Origin of the sequence: Halobaculum sp. MBLA0143, from assembly GCF_041361465.1 — an archaeon.
GTDB lineage: Archaea > Halobacteriota > Halobacteria > Halobacteriales > Haloferacaceae > JAHENP01.
On the sequence record NZ_JBGKAC010000001.1, the window covers coordinates 491,980 to 513,167 of the forward strand.

General features: G+C 67.2%; 25 protein-coding genes. 15 read left to right on the forward strand and 10 right to left on the reverse strand.

Features of this window, described 5'->3' with window-relative positions:
- The 8 genes from RYH79_RS02520 to RYH79_RS02555 all read left to right on the forward strand — a co-directional run bounded on the left by RYH79_RS02520 (position 1) and on the right by RYH79_RS02555 (position 4,874).
- Positions 1 to 396, forward strand: a complete 396-nt coding sequence (locus tag RYH79_RS02520; RefSeq protein WP_370895905.1) for a DUF5658 family protein — start codon at positions 1 to 3, stop codon at positions 394 to 396.
- Positions 397 to 517: 121 nt separating this feature from the next.
- Positions 518 to 1,156 (forward strand): 50S ribosomal protein L1, encoded by a 639-nt coding sequence (locus tag RYH79_RS02525; RefSeq protein ID WP_370895907.1) that lies wholly within the window; start codon positions 518 to 520, stop codon positions 1,154 to 1,156.
- Positions 1,153 to 2,217, forward strand: a complete 1,065-nt coding sequence (locus tag RYH79_RS02530; protein WP_370895909.1) for a 50S ribosomal protein L10 — start codon at positions 1,153 to 1,155, stop codon at positions 2,215 to 2,217. The genes RYH79_RS02525 and RYH79_RS02530 overlap by 4 nt, the downstream gene beginning before the upstream one ends.
- Positions 2,218 to 2,232: 15 nt before the next feature.
- Positions 2,233 to 2,589, forward strand: a complete 357-nt coding sequence (gene rpl12p, locus RYH79_RS02535; RefSeq protein ID WP_370895911.1) for a 50S ribosomal protein P1 — start codon at positions 2,233 to 2,235, stop codon at positions 2,587 to 2,589.
- 125 nt (positions 2,590 to 2,714) lie between these two features.
- The gene (locus RYH79_RS02540; RefSeq protein ID WP_370895913.1) at positions 2,715 to 3,923 is read left to right on the forward strand and encodes a tripartite tricarboxylate transporter permease; all 1,209 of its coding nucleotides are present in this window, start codon (positions 2,715 to 2,717) and stop codon (positions 3,921 to 3,923) included.
- A 73-nt stretch (positions 3,924 to 3,996) separates the two neighbouring features.
- Entirely contained in the window at positions 3,997 to 4,179 is a 183-nt protein-coding gene (locus RYH79_RS02545) for an HVO_2753 family zinc finger protein (protein WP_370895915.1), read from the forward strand.
- Positions 4,180 to 4,181: 2 nt separating this feature from the next.
- Positions 4,182 to 4,448, forward strand: a complete 267-nt coding sequence (locus RYH79_RS02550; RefSeq protein ID WP_370895917.1) for an elongation factor 1-beta — start codon at positions 4,182 to 4,184, stop codon at positions 4,446 to 4,448.
- Positions 4,449 to 4,481: 33 nt separating this feature from the next.
- Complete coding sequence (locus tag RYH79_RS02555; RefSeq protein WP_370895919.1) at positions 4,482 to 4,874, forward strand: hypothetical protein; 393 nt, start codon at positions 4,482 to 4,484, stop codon at positions 4,872 to 4,874.
- 5 nt (positions 4,875 to 4,879) lie between these two features.
- On the opposite strand, the gene hisF is transcribed toward RYH79_RS02555, so the two are convergent.
- The gene (gene hisF, locus RYH79_RS02560) at positions 4,880 to 5,695 is read right to left on the reverse strand and encodes an imidazole glycerol phosphate synthase subunit HisF (RefSeq protein WP_370895921.1); all 816 of its coding nucleotides are present in this window, start codon (positions 5,693 to 5,695) and stop codon (positions 4,880 to 4,882) included.
- 90 nt (positions 5,696 to 5,785) lie between these two features.
- Here hisF and gcvT point away from each other — a divergent pair, with 90 nt between their 5' ends.
- Together gcvT and gcvH are read left to right on the forward strand one after the other, a co-directional pair.
- Positions 5,786 to 6,901, forward strand: coding sequence for a glycine cleavage system aminomethyltransferase GcvT (gene gcvT, locus RYH79_RS02565; protein ID WP_370895923.1), 1,116 nt, complete (start codon positions 5,786 to 5,788; stop codon positions 6,899 to 6,901).
- A gap of 43 nt (positions 6,902 to 6,944) precedes the next feature.
- The gene (gene gcvH, locus RYH79_RS02570; protein WP_370895925.1) at positions 6,945 to 7,319 is read left to right on the forward strand and encodes a glycine cleavage system protein GcvH; all 375 of its coding nucleotides are present in this window, start codon (positions 6,945 to 6,947) and stop codon (positions 7,317 to 7,319) included.
- Here the strand turns inward: gcvH and RYH79_RS02575 are convergent.
- The 6 genes from RYH79_RS02575 to RYH79_RS02600 form a co-directional block, all read right to left on the reverse strand.
- Entirely contained in the window at positions 7,313 to 7,702 is a 390-nt protein-coding gene (locus RYH79_RS02575; protein ID WP_370895927.1) for a hypothetical protein, read from the reverse strand. The genes gcvH and RYH79_RS02575 overlap by 7 nt on opposite strands.
- Before the next feature lie 42 nt (positions 7,703 to 7,744).
- On the reverse strand, positions 7,745 to 8,206 hold the full coding sequence (locus RYH79_RS02580) for a NuoI/complex I 23 kDa subunit family protein (RefSeq protein WP_370895929.1): 462 nt from the start codon (positions 8,204 to 8,206) through the stop codon (positions 7,745 to 7,747).
- A 1-nt stretch (position 8,207) separates the two neighbouring features.
- Entirely contained in the window at positions 8,208 to 9,272 is a 1,065-nt protein-coding gene (locus RYH79_RS02585; protein ID WP_370895931.1) for a complex I subunit 1/NuoH family protein, read from the reverse strand.
- A gap of 609 nt (positions 9,273 to 9,881) precedes the next feature.
- Positions 9,882 to 11,549 carry an NADH-quinone oxidoreductase subunit D gene (locus tag RYH79_RS02590; RefSeq protein WP_370895933.1) on the reverse strand — a complete coding sequence of 556 codons (1,668 nt, stop codon included), beginning with the start codon at positions 11,547 to 11,549 and terminating at the stop codon, positions 9,882 to 9,884.
- Positions 11,550 to 11,556: 7 nt separating this feature from the next.
- Positions 11,557 to 12,264: an NADH-quinone oxidoreductase subunit B gene (locus RYH79_RS02595; RefSeq protein ID WP_370895935.1), complete on the reverse strand. Its 708-nt coding sequence runs from the start codon at positions 12,262 to 12,264 to the stop codon at positions 11,557 to 11,559.
- The gene (locus RYH79_RS02600) at positions 12,261 to 12,677 is read right to left on the reverse strand and encodes an NADH-quinone oxidoreductase subunit A (protein ID WP_370895937.1); all 417 of its coding nucleotides are present in this window, start codon (positions 12,675 to 12,677) and stop codon (positions 12,261 to 12,263) included. The genes RYH79_RS02595 and RYH79_RS02600 overlap by 4 nt, the downstream gene beginning before the upstream one ends.
- Positions 12,678 to 12,823: 146 nt before the next feature.
- Here RYH79_RS02600 and RYH79_RS02605 point away from each other — a divergent pair, with 146 nt between their 5' ends.
- Together RYH79_RS02605 and RYH79_RS02610 are read left to right on the forward strand one after the other, a co-directional pair.
- Positions 12,824 to 13,960, forward strand: a complete 1,137-nt coding sequence (locus tag RYH79_RS02605) for a hypothetical protein (protein WP_370895939.1) — start codon at positions 12,824 to 12,826, stop codon at positions 13,958 to 13,960.
- A gap of 151 nt (positions 13,961 to 14,111) precedes the next feature.
- On the forward strand, positions 14,112 to 14,765 hold the full coding sequence (locus RYH79_RS02610; RefSeq protein WP_370895941.1) for a Panacea domain-containing protein: 654 nt from the start codon (positions 14,112 to 14,114) through the stop codon (positions 14,763 to 14,765).
- A gap of 5 nt (positions 14,766 to 14,770) precedes the next feature.
- Here the strand turns inward: RYH79_RS02610 and purE are convergent, their stop codons facing one another.
- The 3 genes from purE to RYH79_RS02625 form a co-directional block, all read right to left on the reverse strand.
- A complete protein-coding gene (purE, locus tag RYH79_RS02615) occupies positions 14,771 to 15,403 on the reverse strand; it encodes a 5-(carboxyamino)imidazole ribonucleotide mutase (RefSeq protein WP_370895943.1) in 633 nt (210 codons plus the stop codon).
- Positions 15,400 to 16,746 carry a 5-(carboxyamino)imidazole ribonucleotide synthase gene (locus tag RYH79_RS02620; protein ID WP_370895945.1) on the reverse strand — a complete coding sequence of 449 codons (1,347 nt, stop codon included), beginning with the start codon at positions 16,744 to 16,746 and terminating at the stop codon, positions 15,400 to 15,402. The genes purE and RYH79_RS02620 overlap by 4 nt, the downstream gene beginning before the upstream one ends.
- Before the next feature lie 317 nt (positions 16,747 to 17,063).
- Positions 17,064 to 18,962, reverse strand: coding sequence for a flippase activity-associated protein Agl23 (locus RYH79_RS02625; protein ID WP_370895947.1), 1,899 nt, complete (start codon positions 18,960 to 18,962; stop codon positions 17,064 to 17,066).
- Positions 18,963 to 19,070: 108 nt separating this feature from the next.
- Here RYH79_RS02625 and RYH79_RS02630 point away from each other — a divergent pair, with 108 nt between their 5' ends.
- The 3 genes from RYH79_RS02630 to RYH79_RS02640 all read left to right on the forward strand — a co-directional run bounded on the left by RYH79_RS02630 (position 19,071) and on the right by RYH79_RS02640 (position 21,140).
- Positions 19,071 to 19,511, forward strand: coding sequence for an SHOCT domain-containing protein (locus RYH79_RS02630; RefSeq protein WP_370895949.1), 441 nt, complete (start codon positions 19,071 to 19,073; stop codon positions 19,509 to 19,511).
- A 68-nt stretch (positions 19,512 to 19,579) separates the two neighbouring features.
- A complete protein-coding gene (gene ribH, locus RYH79_RS02635) occupies positions 19,580 to 19,987 on the forward strand; it encodes a 6,7-dimethyl-8-ribityllumazine synthase (RefSeq protein ID WP_370900742.1) in 408 nt (135 codons plus the stop codon).
- Positions 19,980 to 21,140, forward strand: a complete 1,161-nt coding sequence (locus tag RYH79_RS02640; RefSeq protein ID WP_370895951.1) for a pyridoxal phosphate-dependent aminotransferase — start codon at positions 19,980 to 19,982, stop codon at positions 21,138 to 21,140. Before ribH ends, RYH79_RS02640 begins: the two co-directional genes overlap by 8 nt.
- The last annotated feature ends 48 nt before the right edge of the window (positions 21,141 to 21,188 follow it).

Sequence of the window (21,188 nt, forward strand, 5' to 3'; positions counted from 1 at the left end):
GTGGTACTCCGTTCACTGGACGACCGCGAACTGACGGCCCGTGTCGGGGAGTACTGGGACTGGATCGCCGTCGCTCTGTTCCTGCTGACGACGGTGGACCTGTTGACGACGTTGTTGGCGGCCGCGGCCGTCGGCGTCGCCTACGAGGGGAACCCGTTGGTGCGGTGGTTGTTGCGTCGGTCGCTGCCGGCGTTGGTGGCGGTGAACCTCCTGGCGGTCGCGGCCGGCGCCGTCGGCTTCCGGGCGGTCGTCGCCACGCTCCGCCGGACGCCGCCGCGGATCCGGCCGTACTACGCGCTCGTCGTCGAGGTCTGGCTCGGACTGTTGGTCGCCGCCGGGCTGTCCGTGTTCGCCAACAACGTCTCGGTGATCCTGTTGGGCCGGAGTCTGCTGTGACCGGCTGCGTTCCGACGGTTCGACGGCCTTAAGAGGCTCGTGACCGACTCCTGGAACGAGACAGGCAAACGCCTGTTTCACTGACCCGTAGGAGCGTTCCTGCGTACTACGGAGGTGAAAGATGGCAAATTCGATAGAAGACGCAGTCTCCCAGGCGCTCGAGGAGGCCCCCGGTCGCAACTTCACCGAGACCGTGGACCTCGCAGTCAACTTGCGCGATCTGGATCTTAACGACCCGTCGAACCGTGTCGACGAGGAGGTCGTCCTGCCGGCCGGAACCGGCCAGGAGACCTCTATCGTCGTCATTGCGGAGGGCGAGACAGCCCTCCGTGCAGAAGACGTCGCCGACGAAGTGCTGTCCGGTGACGACCTCGGTGACCTCGCCGACGACGAGGACGAGGCGAAGGACCTGGCGGAGGAGACGGACTTCTTCGTCGCCGAAGAGGCGCTGATGCAGGACGTGGCCTCGAACCTCGGTCGAATCCTCGGCCCTCGTGGGAAGATGCCGACCCCGTTGGGCGTAGACGAGGACGTCGTCGAGACGGTCAACCGGATGACCAACACCGTCCAGTTGCGGTCCGGCGACCGCCGAACCTTCCACACCCGCGTCGGTGCGGAAGACATGTCCGCGGACGAAGTGGGAGAGAACATCGACGTGATCATGCGCCGGCTGGAGGCGGACCTGGAGAAGGGGCCGCTCAACATCGACACCGTCTACGTCAAGACGACGATGGGGCCGGCGGTGGAGGTGCCCGCATGAGCGACGCAGACACCAGCCACAAGACCGCGAACGTCCCGCAGTGGAAGCGCGAGGAGGTGGACGAACTCGTCGAGTTCGTCGACTCGTACGACGCGGTCGGCGTGGTGGATCTCACGGGGATCCCCTCCCGGCAGCTCCAGGACATGCGCCGTGAGCTCCACGGCCAGGCGTCGCTGCGGATGAGTCGGAACACGCTCACCGTGCGCGCCTTGGAGGAGGTCGGCGACGGAGTCGCCGACCTCACGGAGGAGATGACCGGCCACGTCGGACTGATCGGGACGAACGACAACCCGTTCGGCCTGTACAAGCAGCTGGAGGCGTCGAAGACCTCGGCACCCATCGGTGCCGGCGAGGTCGCCCCCAGCGAGGTCGTCATCCCGGAGGGGGACACGGGGGTCGACCCCGGTCCGTTCGTCGGTGAGCTCCAACAGGTGGGCGCAGACGCGCGCATCCAGGAGGGGTCGATCCAGGTGTTGTCGGACTCCGTCGTCGCCGAGCCCGGCGACGAGGTGAGCGCCGACCTCGCCAACGTGCTCGGAGAGCTCGGTATCGAGCCGAAGGAGGTCGGACTCGACCTCCGTGCCGTCGTCGCCGACGGCGTCGTGTTCGAGCCGGACGACCTGGCGATCGACGTCGACGAGTACCGCGCGGACGTCGAGGCGGCGGCCGCCGGCGCTCGGAACCTCTCGATCAACGCCGCAGTCCCGACCGCCCGGACGGCCGGCGCGCTGCTCGGGAAGGCGGCCGGCGAGGCGAAGAGTCTCGGGCTGTTCGCGGCCGTGGAAGACGAGGACCTGATGCCGGACCTCGTCGCCAAGGCCGACTCGCAGGTCCGTGCACTCGCCGCCGAGATCGACGACGAGGAGGCGCTTCCGGAGGAACTGCGCGGTGTCGAGCCCGCAGCCGCCGAGCCGGACGACACGGAGTCCGAGCCGGACGCGGAGCCGGACGCCGAGGAGACGGCAGACGAAGACGCACAGGAGACGGCAGACGACGCCGAGGAAGACGACACCGACGACGACGACGGTGCTGCCGGACTCGGCGACATGTTCGGAGACTAACAACGGAGGACAAAGATGGAGTACGTCTACGCAGCACTCATCCTGAACGAGGCGGGCGCAGAGATCGCAGAAGACAACGTGACCGAGGTCCTGGAGGCCGCGGGCGTCGACGTGGAGGAGTCCCGCGTCAAGGCGCTGACCGCAGCCCTGGAGGACGTCGACATCGAGGAGGCCGTCGAGACGGCCGCCGCGGCCCCGGCAGCCGGCGCAGCCCCGGCTGGCGGCGCCGACGCCGACGAGGCCGACGAGGCAGAAGACGACGCCGAAGAGGAGGCCGACGAGGCCGACGAGGCCGAGGAAGCCGCCGACGAGGCGGACGACGACGACGACGACGACGCCGCGGGCGAGGGCCTGGGCGAGCTGTTCGGCTGATCGGCGGCGACGAACCACCAGTCGCGGTCGCGGTCACGACTTCTTTCGACGCGACTCTCCAGTGACGCCGCTCCCCAGCGACACGCCCCCCAACGTTCAAATCCTGGCGGGCGACCACACCCCCGGTGACGGACGGCACGGCGCTCGCGGCGGCGACGGTGGCGGGCTGTGGGCTCGGACTCTGTAGCGGGCTGGTCCCGGGGTTGCACGCCAACAACCTCGCAGTGCTCCTGTTGGCGGCGGCGCCGCGGCTCGGCGCCCCGCCGCTCGTGCTCGGGTGTGCGATGCTGTCGGCCGGCGTAGTCCACACGTTCTTGGACGTGGTGCCGTCGCTCGTGCTGGGCGTGCCGGACGCCGCGATGGCTGCGAGCGCGCTGCCGGGCCACGAACTCGTGTTGGGCGGGCGGGGCCGGGAGGCGTTGCGGCTGTCGGCCGTCGGGAGTGGGCTGGCGCTGGCGACGGCCGTCCCCGTCGCGCTGCCGCTGACGGCCGTCGCCGTGGATCTGTACCCACGGCTCCGGCCACACCTCCCACTGTTGCTCGCCGGGGTGGCGGTCGTCGGAGTAGCGACGGAGCCGACGTGGCGCCGACGCGGCGTGGCGGCGGTCTCGTTCCTGTTGGCCGCACTGCTGGGGGCGGCGACGCCGGAACGGACGCCGACGGCGCTGGTGGCCGTCGGTGGCACGCTCACGCCGTTGTTCGCCGGGCTGTTCGGCGTGCCGGTGCTCGTGGACGCGTTGGACGGCGGCGGTGTGCCGCCGCAGGCGGACGCGCGGCTCGCGTTGGCTCCACGGGCGGTCGGGGTCGCGGCCGGGGCGGGCACGGGCGCGGGCGCGGCGGTCGGCTACCTCCCCGGCGTGTCGGCGGGCGTGGCGGCGACGCTGGCGCTGCCGTTCACGACCGGGCGTGACCCCGCCAGAGAGTACATCGTCGCCACGAGCGGGGCGAACACGGCGACGGCGGTGTTCGCACTGTTCGCGTTCGTCGCCCTGGGTACTCCGCGGTCCGGCGTACTCGTCGCGATGTCGGAGGCCGGGGTCCCGCCCCGACTCCCGCCGTTGCTCGCGGCGACGGTCGTCGCCGGCGGCGTCGGGGTGTTGGGGGTGACGCTCGCCGGCGACGCGGCGTTCGCGGTCGCCCGCCGCGTGCCACAGCGAGAGCTGGTCGTCGCCGTCTTGGGGTTCGTGACGGCGTTGTCGGCGGCGTTCGCCGGTGTCACCGGCGTGGTCGCGCTGGCGGCCGCCGGCGCCGTCGGCTTCCTCCCCGCTCGGTTCGGCTGTCGACGGGTCCACCTCATGGGGGTGTTGTTGGGGCCGATCGTCGTCGGTGCCTGACGGTACCACGTGCAGTCCCGTCGGCCGCGCACGAAAGACAACGGTTAAAGCCCACGGCGCGGTTCGTACGCACATGAGCGACGCACGAACGGACGACACCGAGCGCCGGTGTGTCTCCTGTGGCGTCAACGTCGCGAGCCTGTCGGCCGCGTCGTTCGACTGCCCGGAGTGTGGCACCGGCATCCACCGCTGTGGCACCTGTCGAAAACAGAGCAAGCTGTACGAGTGTCCGGACTGCGGATTCAGGGGGCCGTAACGATGGGGAAGGTCGCCGCACAGCTGAAAGTGATGCCGGAGAGCCCCGAGATCGACCTCGACGGACTCCAGGAGACGCTGGAGGAGGCGCTGCCGGAGGGCGCCGAGATCAGCGGCATCGAACGTGACGACGTCGCGTTCGGGTTGGTCGCGCTGCTCCCGACCGTCATCGTTGCCGACGACGAGGGCGGGACGGAGGCCGTCGAGAAGGCGTTCGCGGAGCTGGACGACGTGGAGTCCGTCTCCGTGGAGTCCGTCGGCCGGCTGTAAGCGACGACGCCGGACCACCCTCTCAGTGTTCCCGTGACCACTGTCGACCAGCGACTGAGCCGCGTGGCCGTCTCCGTCGTCGCCGGAGCGCTGGGGTTCTACGCGCTGTCGGAGCCGTTCTTACGGGCCAGCGGCGTCACCGGTCGCCGGGCTGTCCCGGTGTTAGTCGGCTGTGCCGTCGGTCCGGCGTTGGTCGCCCGGGTACTGTACCCGGGCGTGCGTTCGAGACTGTCGGGACCGGCCCGGGTGACACTCGCCCGGGCGTTCTACTTCGCGTCGTCGTTCGCGGTGTTCTTCGGCGTCGGCGCGAGCGTGGCGTACGTCGCCGGGACACAGTTCCTCCCTGGGGTGGGGCTGTCGACGCTCACGGCGGTCTGTGGAACGCTCTCGGGTGTCGGGCTCTCCGTGGTGTTCTGGCGGGACTGACGCCGTTACAGCCGCACCGGAACGCCACGCTCGTCGAGGTACTGCTTCACCTCGTCGATGCCGAACTCGTCGAAGTGGAAGATCGACGCCGCCAGCCCGGCGTCCGCGTCGGCCTCGGTGAACACCTCGTGCATGTCTTCGGGGCCGCCACAGCCGGAGGAGGCGATGACGGGCGTGGAGACGGTGTCACACACCGCCCGGGTGAGCGGGATGTCGTAGCCGTCCTTGGTGCCGTCGGCGTCGATGGAGTTGACGAACAGCTCGCCGGCGCCCCGGTCTTCCGCCTCGGCGACCCACTCGATCACGTCCACGTCCGTCCCCTCGCGGCCGCCCTTCACGGTACACTCGAACCAACAGGACTCGCCGTCGACCTCGGCGTAGTGTTCTCCCTGTTCGTCGAACCGACGGCGGGCGTCGACACTGACGACGATACACTGGCTGCCGAAGGCGGCGGCACCCTCCTCGATCAGCGCCGGACGAGCGATGGCGCCGGAGTTGATCGACACCTTGTCCGCGCCCGCCCGGAGCGTCTCCCGCACGTCGTCTCTGGTACGGATGCCGCCGCCGACGGTCAACGGGATGAACACCTCGTCTGCGACCCGTTCGACGGTGTCCAGCATCGTCTCGCGCCCCTCGGCGCTGGCGGTGATGTCGAGGAAGACGAACTCGTCTGCGCCGGCAGCGTCGTACTTCCGGGCCATCTCCACCGGGTCCCCGGTGAACTCCAGGCTCTCGAAGTTCACGCCGGTGTAGACGGCCGCGTTCCCGTCGTCGTCCAAGTCCACGTCGATACACGGGATGATCCGTTTCGTGAGTGTCACTGTCGGGGGATTCGCCGGACGCCCGCTTGTCGGTTTCGGCTCCCCGGTCGCTTCGCAAGGCATTACTCGATTCCCTCCGACCGCGGAAACGTGACACTACGAAAGCCCCCGCTGCGAGACCACCACGCCGACCGAACGGGAAAGTTCACCGAGTTCGGCGGCTGGGACATGCCGGTGGAGTTCGACTCCATCACGACGGAACACCGGGCAGTCCGGCAGTCGGCCGGGATCTTCGACGTCTCGCACATGGGCGAGATCGAGGTGGCCGGCCCGGACGCGACCACCCTGATGCAACGGCTCACCACCAACGACGTGACGACGATCCAGCCGGGAGAGGCGCAGTACACCGGAATCGTCGACGAGGACGGGCTCCTGATCGACGACACGGTCGTCTACCGACTCCCGGACGAGCGCGTCCCGGAGATCGCCGACGGGGACACGACCGAGGGAGCGGCGTTCCTGTTCGTCCCCAACGCCGGCAACGACGAGGACGCTCACGACCGCTGGCTCGACTTCCGCGACGAGGCCGACCTGACGGCGACCGTCCGGAACGCGACGGAAGACTGGGCGATGTTCGCGGTCCAGGGCCCGGAGGCGCCGGAGCTGGTCGACGCGACGACGGAGACGGATCTGACGGCGCTGGGGCGGTTCGACGCGACGTTCGCGGCCGTCGCGGGCGCGGAGTGTCTCGTCGCCCGGACGGGCTACACCGGCGAGGACGGGTTCGAGGTGTTGTGCCCCTGGGAGGCAGCCGCAGACGTGTGGTCCGCCTTCGACGCTCAGCCGTGTGGCCTCGGTGCCCGCGACACGCTCCGCATCGAACAGGGGTTCCTCCTGTCGGGCCAGGACTTCCACCCGGACGACGACCCCCGCACCCCGTACGAGGCCGGGATCGGCTTCGCCGTCGACACGGACACGGAGTTCGTCGGCCGTGACGCGCTCGCGGACGTCGCCTCCCCGGACGAGCAGTTCGTCGGGTTGGAGCTGCTGGACCGCGGGGTGGCCCGCCACGGCTACGACGTCGTCGACGAGGACGGCCACGTCGTCGGCGTCGTCACCAGCGGGACGAAGGTGCCGACCCTGGAGCGTGCGGTCGCGCTGGGCTACCTGCCGACGGAACACACGGACCCCGGGACCCGTGTCGGCGTGGTCGTCCGTGGCCAGGAGAAACGCGCCCAGGTGGTAGAGCCGCCGTTCGAGAGCTAACGGAACCGACAGTTACACGGCGGCGACACCCGAGGGTCCGCACGTGAGCTTCGACGTACCTGCCGACCGCCGTTACTTGGAGTCCCACGAGTACCTCACAGACGACGAACCCCACCGCGTGGGGATCACCGACTTCGCACAGGACGAACTCGGCGACGTGGTGTTCGTCGAACTGCCGGACGAGGGCGAGGAGATCGACGCCGGCGAGGAGTTCGGCGTCGTGGAGTCGATCAAGGCCGTCTCGGACCTGTACATCCCCGTCACGGCCGAGGTGACGGCCGTCAACGAGGACCTGTTCGACCGCCCGGAACTCGTCAACGAAGACCCGTACGGCGACGGCTGGATGCTGGAGGTGGAGCCGACCGGCGACGACGACGACCTGTTGACCGCAGACGAGTACGACGACCAGATTCAGTAGCCTCGCAGTTCGATTCTGCCGCGAGTCTCCCGCGCCACCCTCCGTCCTCGACACTCCCGAGCCCCGCGAGCACCACTCACACGAGCGGGACGGCGGCGACGACGAACGCAACGTCCAACAGTGCCAACGATCACCAGAGTCGCGCCGGAGACGCCCGCGAGCCCACAGACGACGACGGCAGCCAGCGACAGTTCGACACCCGCCCCGAGGCGGTTGGCGACGACAGAGACGACCCCGAGGGTCGCGTTCACCGCGAGCGCCCTCGCCGCCTTCGGCAGGCGGTAGCCGACGACGCACCCGACCAGCGCGACCGCGACGACCCCGAGTATCCAACGGTGTGACCGTGCCTCGACGTGGGCCGGGGAGATGGCTCTCGTGGACACGTCACCCGCGAGAAGGCGGCCGTAGACGACGCTCTCGCGTCGCTACTGGTAGTCCACTTCGCCGTCGCCCTCGCCGATCCAGGCGCCACGGTCCGGCTCCCGGGACTCCAACGGGTCGATCCCCTTGTACCACGGGACGTTCTTCAGCTGTTCTTTGTTGTAGACGAACTCGTCTTTGGTGTCGGCGGTGAACTCGAAGTTCTGCGTCAGCAGGATCGCGTCCACCGGACACACCTCCTCGCACAGCCGGCAGTAGATACACTGCCCGATGTGGAGGTTGTACTGTTCGCCGTTGCGCATGTCGTCTTGCACGATCTGGATCGTGTCGTTCGGACAGACGTTCTCACACTGGCGACACCAGATGCACCGCTCCTGTGAGAACTTGTGAACGCCACGGAACCGGGGGCTGACCTCCGGTGCCGTCTCCGGGTACTGCACCGTGAACGTCTCTCCGCTCAGTGCGTGCTTCATCGTCGTGGCCATCGACTTGAGAACTCCGATCATGTTACACGAGCACCCCCACGATCACGGCCGTGAGGACGAGGTTTGTGAACGACAGGATCAGCATCCCCTTCCAGCCCACGTTCATGAACTGGTCCGGTCGGAGACGCGGCACTGCCGAGCGAGCCCACTGCGTGAACAGGTAGAAGGCCCACATCTTGACTGTGAACCACACGAACTCGGGGATGAACGAAAGCGCCGAGATGGGCGCGGAGCCACCGCCGAGGAACAACACCGCCGCCAGCGCGCCACCCAGGAAGATGTGGATGAACTCCCCCAGGTAGATCAACACGAAGTACACCGAGGAGTACTCCGTCTGGTAGCCGGCGACGATCTCCGTCGGCGCCTCCGGAATGTCGAACGGGTTCCGTCCGACCTCCGCGAGGTTCGCCAACAGGAACAACGCGAACGCGAACGGGTTGACGAACGCGAACCACTGCGGGATCGACACGCCAGCGAACGCGATCAGCGAGTTGTTCGCCTGCTGGGCGACGATCTCACTCATCTGGAGCGTCCCGGTGAACAGGACGACGGACGCGGCCGTGACGACGAGCGGGATCTCGTAGGCGATGTTGGACGCGACGGCCCGCAGCCCACCCAGCAGGGAGTACTTGTTGTTCGACGCGTACCCCATCATCAGGAGTCCCAGCGACGCGATGGAGGAGGCGGCGAACGCGAACACGAGCCCAGTCTCCGGATCTGCCAGCTGGACGCCGTTGCCCATCGGGATCACGGCGAAACCCAGCAGCGCAGAGAAGGGGATCAGCAACGGCGCGAGGTCCCACGCGGGACGGTCGACCCCCTCCGGGACGATCAGCTCCTTCGACAACAGCCGGAGCGCGTCTGCGACGATAATGAACAACCCGAACGGCCCGATCCGGTTGACCGCGATCCGGTCCGTGAACGCGGCCGTGATCTTCCGTTTCGCCCACGGACCTGCGACGGCCGTGTTGACGAGCAGGAAGTTGGCGATCAGGAACGCCCCGATCAGGGCACTCAGGATCTCACCGGCCAGTCCACCGACGGGGAGGTACCCGCCGATGACGTCGGAGAGCTGTAACGGTGTCATGCTCTCCCGTCGGCGACCGGCCGTCCGGTCGGTGCGGTTCGGCCCGCCGCGGCGGCGAGCGACGCGCGCGCTACAGTGAGGTCCATCTACCCGACACTACGTGAGCCACCACATAAGACTTCTCAATCGCCACACTCCGGCGCTTATTCGGTTTTGAGAGGTCTTATCGGGTGATCTGTCGTTGGGTGGCGGATCCAGATTCGGTTGTGGGGTGTCTCTCCGGCGGGCGTGGATCTGTGAGCGGCTCGGAGGGCGCCCTACGAGTTGTTCACCGCCACGAGCGCGGAACGACGAACGACCCGAAATCCCCACCCGTATCGGTCCCACCCGAGACCGCAACCACACCCTCCCCGCCGACTGTGCTCCTCGGTCGCTCACTCCGTTCGCTCCCTCCGGTGCCCGTCTTAGGTCGGAGCGAGCCCCGACGAGGTCTCGCTCGCTTCGCTCCCAACGACCGTGGTAACCGTTCGCGGGGCTCCTACCCCGTTCGGACACACGAGAAAGTCGGAGGAGCGAACGAATCGCGGGGGTTCCACCGGACGAGGACACACCAGAGAAGAACGGCGAACCGAACGAGAGAACCGGGAGAAGAGACGGACCGAAACGGATCTACCGGTCCACTTCGCCCATGATCGTGTCGAGGCTACCGAGCGACGCGATCAGGTCCGGAATCTGGCCGCCCTCGGCCATCACCGGCAGGGCCTGGAGGTTCGAGAACGACGGTCCGCGGATCTTGAACCGACCCGGCGTGTTCGTCCCGTCCGCGCGGATGTAGATCCCGAGTTCACCCTTCGCGGCCTCTACTGCGCTGTAGATCTCCTCGTCACTCTCCGGCTTGAGCGTCCGTGGAACGTTCGACTGGACGGTCCGGTCGTCCTCCGGCCAGTCTTCCAAGAGGTCGACACACTGCTCGATGATCTTCCCGGACTCCTCCACCTCGCGGAGGCGAACGAGCAGTCGACTGAAGTTGTCACAGCCGTCCTCGACGGCGACGTCCCAGTCGAGGTTGTCGTAGTAGCCGTACGGGTCGTCCCGACGGATGTCGTAGTCGACACCCGACCCGCGGACGACCGGCCCGGTGCAGCCGTACGACTTCGCCTCCTCCGGCGGGAGCACCCCGGTGTCCATCGCGCGCACCTGGATGATCTCGTTGGAGGTCAGCAGGTCGTGGTACTCCTGGAGCCGCTGGGGGAGCTCGCTGAGGAACGACCGCACCTTGTCGAAGAACTCCCGACGTGGCTCCGGCAGGTCCCACGCGACACCACCCAGCCGGAAGTAGTTGAACATCAGCCGTTGGCCCGTCAGGTCCTCCAGGATGTTCTGAACCACCTCGCGGTCCCGAATGGCGTACATGAACGTCGCCGTGAAGTCGCCGACGATGTCCAGCGCGTACGCCCCGGTCGCCAACAGGTGCGAGAGGATGCGGCTCAGCTCGGCCGCCATCGTCCGGATCACCTGTGCGTACTCCGGCACCTCGATGTCGTTCAGCCGCTCTGCGGCGCGTGCGTACGCCCACTCGCTCGTGAGCCCCGCCCCGCCCCAGTCCCACCGATCCGGGTACGGCATGATCTGGTGGCGGTAGGTGCCCCGCTCGCACATCTGTTCTTCACACCGGTGGATGTAACCGATGTCCGGCTCCACGTCGGCGACCTGCTCCCCGTCCAACGTCGCCTTGACGTGGAGCACGCCGTGCGTCGCCGGGTGGTGCGGGCCGATGTTGAGGAACATCGTGTCCCCGTCGCCCTCGTGGTCCTGCTCCAACGGGTTCGCGTGCTCCCGCAGCGGGACGATCTGGGGACGATCCTGGTCGTAGTCGTTCGACAACGGGTGCCCCTGCCACGTCTCCGGCAGCAGGATACGCCGCATGTCCGGGTGGTCGTCGTACTCGATGCCGAGGAGATCGTACGCCTCCCGTTCGTGCCAGTCGGCCGTGCGGAACTGCGGGGAGCCGGACTCGCTGACGGGGTCGTAGCTGTCCGTCGGGACGACGACGCTCACCTCCTGTGTGGGGTCGTCGTACTTCTTCAGGTGGTAGATCGTCTCGTACCGGTCCTCGTACTGCTGGGCGGTGACGCACGAACAGTGGTCGTAGCCCGCCTGCGTGCGCAGCCGCTCCAGCGTCTCCTGGACCGTGTCCGGCCGGACGACGAACCCTGGCGCGTTGAGGTGGTCGTCGCGGCCGATCACGAGATCCCCCAGCAGCGTCTCCAGCTCCGCGTCGGACCGCTGCACCGTCGTGGCGTCCGTCTCCGGATCGCGTGGATCTTCGAGACTCATCTGTCGATCACGGGCTGTCTGCCCAGTTGTACCGCATGACGAGATCCTCCTCGTCGATCTGGTCCGCGAGCTTGTCCACGATCTCGTCGCGGGTCAGATCGCCGAACTTCTCTAGCTCGTACGGCTTCACCGTCACCGGCGAGGACTCGCCGTTGGCGACGCGCTCTTGGAGCTTGGCGACGCCGTAGACGAGCGCCTCCGGCCGCGGCGGGCACCCGGGGACGTGGATGTCGACCGGAATGACCTCCTCTGCGCCCTTGATGACGTTGTACCCTTCCTGGAACGGGCCGCCGGAGATCGTACACGACCCCATGCCGACGACGAACTTCGGCTCCGGCATCTGGTCGTACACGCGCTTCATCCGCGGGGCGAACTTCGACACGATCGTCCCCGGGACGATGATCACGTCCGCCTGACGGGGCGACGCCCGGGGGACACCGGAACCGAACCGGTCTAGGTCGTGTTTCGTCCCGTAGGTGTGCATCATCTCGATGCTACAGCAGGCGATCCCGAACTGTAGCATGAACATCGACGACCCCCGCACCCAGTTCATGAACTTGTCGAACTTGGTGAGGATGAACGGCGAGGAGCCGAACGCCTCCCGCAGCTTCGAGTTGAAACGGTTGTCCTCGCCGGAGCCCGTCATCCGGGCGTCGCGCGTGTCGGTCAGTACCTCCGAGTCGTCCGTGACGAACGGCTGATTTTCGCTGCTCATGAGTTACGTTCGATCCGGTTCCGCGTGGCGCGTGGACTGGACGCCCAGTCGACCGCGCCCTGTCGCCACGCCCAGACGAGTCCGATCACCAGCGTCCCGATGAAGACGAGCATCGGTAGCAGGATTCGGGCCAATCCGACCCCGGCCTCCAGGGCGGACCCGTAGATCACCGTCCACGGGAACACGAGGACGGTCTCGATGTCGAAGACGACGAACAACAACGCCACCATGTAGTACTGGACGTTGAACTGGATGCCCGTCGCCTCGCCGGTCGGTATCTCCCCGGACTCGTACGTGGTTCGTTTCCCCTGTTCCGGCACGCTCGGGCGCAGTACCCACGACGCAGCCATCATCCCGACCGGGATGCCTACGCCGACGAGCGCCAACGCGCCGATTGCTATCCATGGACTCATACCGGGTGCTCCGTGTGAGCGGGGCTTGGTGAGGCGACTACATAAGCGCTTCACCTCGGGGGTTGGGATGGACAGGCGACGAGACATTGAATATGAAGTCGTTTGTTTCGAAACTCAATTATAGGGTCTGTTTCTGATTCGGAGGCGTGCAACGACGAACGCTCGGGATGCTCTCGTCGTACGATGTCGTCTCGAAGTCGATTCCCGGGGTTGTGATCAGTGCTGTTGCCGTCTCCCTGTACCCGAACAGCACCGACGTGCTCTCGATACCTATCGGAAACAACCTTGCAGACTACGCGCTGATCCTGTTTGCCTCTCTGTTGTTGGCGTTGTTCATCGGGGAAGGGGTCCACATCGCAGGCATATTCCTTGAGAAGACGCTGCTATTTCTCGGGCGGTCAGTTCGTAGTATCGGGGTTCGTCTCATGCATCTGTACCGGTGGGTTAAAAAGTGGTTCCGGACTCTGAGCATCAGTCCGATCGGATTCCTGCTCGGACTGTTGGCTGGGCTCCTTTCCCGTATACGCGATTGGGTCCCACTTGCTGGTCTTCCTGATTCTCTCAAGGGTCCTGTTAGCTCAGTCAGCACCAAACTTGAGCAGGCCTGGGACTGGGCACGCAAACGTCCTGGGGAGGTCCATCAGACAGCTGTCGACTGGCTTGACCGGCGGTACTGGGGACTCCACGACACGTTCAAAGCGCATAGACTACTCTTTGCAGACTCGTTAATGTGGAACTTCGCAAAGGGTGAAGGACTCAAGAAGACTATTGGGGACCGGTGGAACAAGGGGGAGAAGGACCTCCCCTACGATCGGTTTAATAGGGTACTGACAGAAGGCTTTGACAAAGACATTCAAAAACTCGATGTCGATGACCTCCAGTTTGAGAACGAACTCCAGAACCTGTACACGATGGTTCGGGCCGAGATCGGCGCTGCCAACACTGGACAGTCGGCTCGATACCAGGCAGTCTACGCCTTCTGTCGCAGTATGTACTTAGTGTGTCTGCTGACGGCGTTCACGTATGCCGTTGTCCTTGGGTTTCGGCCAACGGTGGCACCTCCTTTTTTCGTTCACACACAAAAAATATACAAAACAAAATTGATCGCGTCTCTCCCCCCTGGTTCACACGAGTTTATCCCAGTAGCCTCTTTTGGACTGGCAATTGTGTTTATGATTGGTGCTGGTCGGTACAAGCGACACTTCGTCGACTACACCATTGCAGAGTTCTCTACTGCGGTGGGTCAGCAGTACGACACAGTAGGCACGACTGATGAGGACTGATCAGATCTGTACCCTTCTGATGTCTTCACGGCCAAAAGCTAAATACTACGCCGCACAAGATGCGGGGTGTGTCGACATCAGTCATCCAACTCGGCGCGGCCGCTCAGATGGTTTCGAATAGTACTTACGGCAGAAAATCTGAGTGGCTCTAATGGCACAGAGCGATGACGGTGGGGCCACTGGTCTCCCATCTAGAGCGTGTGATCTAAGCGATATCATCAGGGAGGTGCTGAGCTACAACGGCGGTCGATTCTCTGTCGAAGTCCAGAAACTGTGCTTCTTCAGTGATCTGTACGCCGTTGAGCGGTACGGACGACGACTGACCAATGTGAGATACGGCGCGTATATGTACGGGCCGTACTCCGACGAGATCGCCGACGAGTTGGGGAACGCTGAGTCATCTAACTGGATGGAGATGACCCCGGCAATGCGCGACGGCCACTCGGACACTAGGTACAACGCGAGCGACGGAGCGGACCTCACAAAAGGCTGTGAACACGTGATCCGAGCGGCTGTCGACAAACTTGAATCCCTGTCGCACGACGAGCTCACGATCAAGAGCCGTGAGTCTCTCCCATACAAACGAACACCTGGTGGCGAGCCAATCGACTTCGTAGATCACTACGAACGGGGTGACCTGAGTTTCGCAGAGGAGCGAAGTCCGGTCGCACGACAGCTAAATGAACTGGACCGACTCAACGAGAGCGGTCGGATCCTACGTGCGGCGGCTGAGGCCAAACAGCTTACACCGCGCGACCAGCAAGAGTTCGAACTAATCACTACGCTCCGACCACTTCGGGACTGAGACTGTCACTTCTCTGCGTCCCGAAACGACGTGACGCCCTCGTCGTGGAGCCGCCCGGACACCTCGACCACCTCGCCCTGCAGCTCCTCGTGGTACGCCACCAACCGCTCCCGCAGTTCCTCGTGCTCTCGCGCGAGCACCTGGACCGCCGACAGCGCCGCGTTGAACGACTTTCCGGCGTCGACGGCGACCAACGGCGCTCCGGTCGGCATCCCGAGCACGGAGTCGACGGACTTCTCCTGGACCGGGACGCCGATCACGGGGACGGGGTAGGCGAACGACGCCGTCACGTTCGGCAGGTCCGCGGCCTTCCCGCCGGCGCCGGCGATCACCACGTCCAGCCCGCGGTCGCCCGCCGTCCGGCCGTAGGTTCGCATCAGCTCCGGCGTCCGGTGGGCGGAGACGACGTACGTCTCGTAGGTGAACCGGGTCTCGGGCGGGTCGTCGAAGGCGGTCTGCTCGGCGAAGCCGAGTCGGTCGAAGGCGTCGAATGCCCCCTGCATCGTCTCCAGGTCGGAGTCCGACCCCATGACGACGCCGACGTCGGGCGTCGTCGCCGGGTCGGCCTCGGCGTCGGCCTCCCGTTCGAGTCTGTCACACAGTTCCGCTACCGTCGTGGGTGTGTCGTCTGTCGTCATCGTCGTGTGGCCTCGCTGAATTCGAGCTCACTCGCGTGCGCACGGGCGCCGTCCAACACCGCCTCCGGGTCGTCGTCCCGGCTGACGGTGACGTGACCGGTCTTCCGCAGAGGGTACACCTCGCGTTTTCCGTACCAGTGGAGAGCGGCGTCGCCGGCCGCGAGCACCTCGTCGACGCCCGTCAACACGACGCCGTCTGCGTCGTCCGTCGTGTCTGTCTCCTCGCCTGCGTCGTCCGTCGTGTCTGTCTCCGCGCCTGCGTCGTCCGTCGTGTCTGTCCTTTCGTCCGCGTCACCACCCCGAACGTCGCCGGCGGCGCCGGTTTCGAAGCCGACGACCGGACGGCGGCCCTCCAGCGACTCGCCCCCGAGGAGGTTCGCGGTCGCCGACGGACTCCGGGTCGTCGTGTCGCCCAGCGGGAGCCCCAACACCGCGCGGACGTGTTGCTCGAACTGCGAGGTGGCGGCCCCCTCGATGGTCCAGTGGCCGGAGTTGTGTGGCCGCGGCGCGACCTCGTTGAGCAACACCTCGCCGTCGGTTGTCTCGAACAGTTCGATCCCGTAGACGCCTCTTCCCTCCAGCGCCGCGAGCACGTCCTGGGCGACCTCGCGGGCGCGCTCGGCGACCGCGTCGGTCGTCCGCGCGGGCACGAGCGTCTCCCGGAGGATCTCGTCTTCGTGGATCGTCTCCGTCGGCGCGTACGCCCGGGTCTCCCCGTCGCCGACGACACCGATCACGGACAGCTCTCGCCGGAAGTCGACGAACCGCTCGGCGACGGCGCCGCGGTTGCCGTCGGCGCCCACGGTCGCCAGCGCCGCCGCGGGGTCGTCGCCGGCGGTCACCGGCGTGTTGCCGCGGCCGTCGTACCCGCCGGTCCGCGCCTTGCACATCACGCCGTCGAACGCCTCGACGGCCGCCGCCAACTCTGCCGGCGTGTCGACGCCGCGGTACGCCGGCAGCGGCACGCCGGCGTCGTCGAACGCTCGGGTCTGGACGAGCTTGTCCCGGATCGTCCGGAGCGTCTCCGGGTCCGGGTGGACCGGGGTGTCGTGGGCCGCGCTCGCGGCCGCCAGCGCCTCCGGGTCCGCGAGTTCGATCTCTACGGTGACGGCGTCGGCCCGCGCCGCCAACTCCCGGATCGCCGCCTCGTCGTCGAACGACCCCTCGATCTGGTCGGCGACTCGCGACGCCGGACAGCCCGGCGTCGGATCGACGACCACCACGTCGACGCCCAGCGGGGACGCCGCCTCCGCGAGCATCCGCCCCAACTGCCCCCCGCCGACGACGCCAAGCGTGTGTGCGGAACTCGGCTTCACGGCTCCACCTGGGGCGGAGTCGTGCATAAGCGTTGCCGAACGAGGCCGCCGACTGGGCACGTTCGTGGACAGACGTTCGACGACCCCGGTGGCGACGCCGACGCTCCTCGTCTCGATTACTAATCGAAGTAGTCTGCTGCATCTCGTCGAACAACACAGTACGGATACGGACCGTGACCGGCGAGAGAACAGTGACACGGATTTGAGCAACGAGAGTGGAACTCGGGAGAAAAGCGAGAGTGACTGAGGCGTGACGATGTCGAACGGTGCGACTCGTGGTCCAGTCGAGACGCTGTGCGCCGTTGTCCGTCGTCACCGCGACGAGTGACGAGACGGCCCGGCAGCTACGACTCGACTCTCGCCTCCACAGACGCCGCCGCTTGCGCCTCCTCGAGCACCGACGACTCCACGTACACGACGACCTCCTCGCCCCAGAGCTTGAAGTCGTGGCGGTGGGCCTCGTAGCCAGCCGGGAGCCGCGTGGAGACGTTCTCGTGGTCCCAGGCGTACGCGATCACGACCGGCGGCGGGTCCGCCGGCAAGCCGTCGTACCGCGCGGACGCCGGGGTGCTCGTCACGTTGGCGTCGACCCGTTCCGTGTACCACGGCAACGGGAGCCTGGAGTGCCAGTTCCCGGCCGGCGGCGCCCGGTCCAACGCGGACTCGTTGCCGACGTAGAACAGCTCGTTGCCGTTTCGCTGTGTCGTGCCGACGTACAACACGTCCGTCCCGTCGTTGTGGCGGGCGACCGTCTGCACGTCGGCGAGCGTGTCGCCGAGGTCGTTGCTCGGCTGTGCCCACTGGATCAGCGCCTGGTCCTCGGAGGCCGTGGTGTTCCAGTAGTCGACCGTCGGCACGACGAGCCCGCCGGCGGCGGCCACGAGCACGAACGCCGCGAGCCCGACCCGGACGCCGTCGTCGGCCGAGAGCCCCGACTCCAGCCGGTCGACGACCGCGACGAGCCCGACCGCGCCCGGCACACACAACGGCAAGACGACGTGGACGGCGATCCAGGGCGCCTGGATGTCCGTCCCGACTGGGTAGCCGAGGAGCGACACCGCGGCCCAGTAGACACAGAAGGCGACGAGCCGACGGTTGCGACCGCCGTAGCCGTCCGCGAGGAAGCCGACGGCCGCGAGTGAGACGACGACCGTCGAGCCGTAACCCACCGTCTTCGACAGGTCCCACAGGAACGCGAGGTAGGGGTTCCCCTCGCCGGCAGACACCCAGCTGTCGACGAACCGCTCGCCGGCGCCGAACGTCGCTGTCTCCAGAACGGGCCCGAGCGGTTGTTCCCCGGCGAGGGCCTGCCACAGCTCCGGCCGGGGGGCGTAGAAGGCGACGACGGCAGTCAGGAACGCGCCGGCGGCGACGACGGCGACGACCGGCAGCCAGACGGCGACGTGGACGGCGACGGCGGTCGTGTCGCGGTCGACGCGTCGTCGGACCGCCCCGCGGAGGCGTTTGCCAGCGGTCCAGTCGTCGACCGTCCGGAGCCCGGCGACGGCAGTGTCGACGACGGCGTCCAACAACGACCCCGTCCGTGTAGCCACGGCGACGAGCCGGTGGTCGAGCATCAGCGCCGCCGCCCCGCCCAGGCACAACACGTACACGAGCGCGTTCTCCTTGGCGGTGAACGCCAGCCCGATGGCGGCCGCCGCGGGGATCACGTACAGCCCGTTCCGGCGGTCGATCGCCGCTACACAGAGGACGAACGCCGTGAACGCGAACGTCGCGACGACGACGTCCGACCGCATGAACCGGCTGTAGTACAGCAACAACGGGTCGACGGCGAGCAACACGGCCAGCGCGACGGTCTCGCGGTCGGAGAGGCGGCCGCGTAGTGCCAGCGCCGACAACGGCAACAGCCCCCCCAACAACGCGACCGGGAGTCTGGCGACGGTCGGCGACGCGGAAAACAGGTCGAACAACGATCGGTTGACGACCGGGAGGAACGGCCCGTGAATGATCGGGCGGTAGAAGAACTCGCCCGTCTCTTGGAACCGGAGCGTCCAGTAGCCGACCCGACCCTCGTCCCAGTGGAGCACCCGGCCGCCGAGGTCGACCACCCGCAACAACAGCCCGACGACGGCGACTGCGGCGACGACGAGCCGGACACGACCCGCGAGCCCACGGTCGGCGGCGGCGACCGGATCCGGTGGCGTCTCGTCGCCGTCTGGCGGGGCCTCCGCCCCGGCCGGGGAGGCCGTCGGGTCGTCCGTCTCCGCGCCGTCGTCGCTCATCGCCAGCCCCTCACACGGCCCGGGATACAACTCTTGTGATACCGACGACTGTCCGCGGCTGCCGAGACACCGACTGGATTTATGTTCTCGTTTTACGTCGACCGAGGCATGAGCAGTGCCTCTCCGGTCGCGCGCGCCAGAGAGAATCTCGTCGGCATCGTCTCGCTCGTCGTCACCGGCGTCTGGATGCTCGGACTGTTCACCGGCCAGGAGTGGTGGCTGCCGGTGCTGATCGTCGGCTACGCCTTCGTGCTCCCGGTCGTCGCCATCCTGTTCGGCGACGAGGAGGACGTCGAGGAGTACTGGGACGGCGACGCGACGGTCTCGACGACGGAGTCGTCCGACCGGACGGACGAGGAACAGTCGACGGCCGACGCCCTCGACACGCTCCGAGACCGGTACGCCCGCGGCGAACTCACCGAAGAACAGTTCGAACGGAAACTCGACCGACTGCTGGAGACAGAGACGGTGGAAGACGCGTCGGAGCACCGTCGGCGAGCCGAACGGGAGCGGGAGCGAGAGCGCGAACCCGAACGCGAACGCGAGTGACCCTGGCAGACAGCGCGGCGAGCGGTACGTCTATCACCACGGGGAGCCGACTGGGAGACGTGACCGACATCGCACTCGGTCTGGTGGTGGCGCAGTACAACGCGTCCGTCACCGACCGTATGGAGGAGGCCGCGCTGGGGGCCGCCGAGGAGCGCGGCGTCGCGGTGGTCGAGACCGTCGAGGCACCAGGGGTGTACGACACGCCGTTGGTCGCCGACCGGCTCGCCCGTCGTGGCGACGTAGACGCCGTCGCCGTCGTCGGCGCGGTCGTCACCGGCGACACCGCCCACGACGAGGTGATCGCCGACGCGGCCGCCGAGAAGCTCTCGCAGGTGAGCCTCGACCGAGACGTACCGGTGACGTTCGGTGTCGCCGGGCCGGGGATGAGCGGCGCAGAGGCGCGCGAACGGGTGGAGAAGGGGGCCGAGGCGGTCGACGCCGCGGTCGACACACTGGAGGCACTCGCCGATGTCTGACTCGGAGTTCGCGTTCCCGACGAGCGAACGCGTCGACCGGGTGGAGCCGTCGGCGACGCTCGCCATCGGCAACGCCGCGGCCGCGCTGGAGGCCGACGGGGTCGACGTGGTCGACCTCTCCGTCGGCGAACCGGACTTCCCGACGCCGGACAACGTCGTCGAGGCCGGGAAGGCGGCCCTCGACGCGGGCCACACGGGCTACACCTCCTCGAACGGGATTCCGGAGCTGAAGGAGGCGACCGCAGAGAAGCTGCGGGCCGACGGGATCGACGCCGACCCCGGTGAGGTGATCGTCACGCCCGGCGCGAAGCAGGCGCTGTACGAGACGGTCCAGACGCTCGTCGGCTCCGGCGACGAGGTCGTCCTCTTGGATCCGGCGTGGGTGTCGTACGAGGCGATGGTGAAGCTGGCCGGCGGCGACATCACTCGCGTCGACACGGCGCCGTCGTTCCAGCTGGAGCCGGCTCTGGACGACCTCGCGGCCGCGGTGACGGACGACACGGACGTGCTCGTCGTCAACACGCCGTCGAACCCCACGGGCGCGGTGTACACGGACGCCGCGATCGAGGGAGTGCGGGATCTCGCCGTCGACCACGACCTGACGGTGATCGCCGACGAGATTTACGGCGAGATCACCTACGGCGTCGAGCAGACCAGCCTGGCGAGTCTCGACGGGCTGGCCGAGCGGACGGTGACGATCAACGGCTTCTCGAAGGCGTACTCGATGACGGGCTGGCGGCTGGGCTACCTCCACGCGGACGAGGCGTTCGTCGGCGCCGCCGGCAAACTCCACTCACACTCCGTCTCCTGTGCGACGAACTTCGTCCAACGGGCCGGAATCGAGGCGCTGCGCAACACGGACGACGCCGTCGCCGAGATGGTCGACGCCTTCGAGTCCCGCCGCGACCTCGTCGTCGACACGCTCGCGGACGCCGGCGTCGACGTGTCCGTTCCAGACGGTGCCTTCTACGCCATGCTCCCGGTGGACGACGACGACCAGACGTGGTCGGAGCGAGCGATCGAGGAGGCACACGTCGCAACCGTCCCTGGCAACGCCTTCGGCGCTCCCGGCTACGCTCGCATCTCTTATGCCGCGAGCGAGGAACGACTCCGCGAGGCGTTCGACCGGTTGTTCGCCCACGACCTGTTGTAGTCGCCGCCCGGCGGCACACGTATTTGTGTCTGCGACCCGACGGCCCGG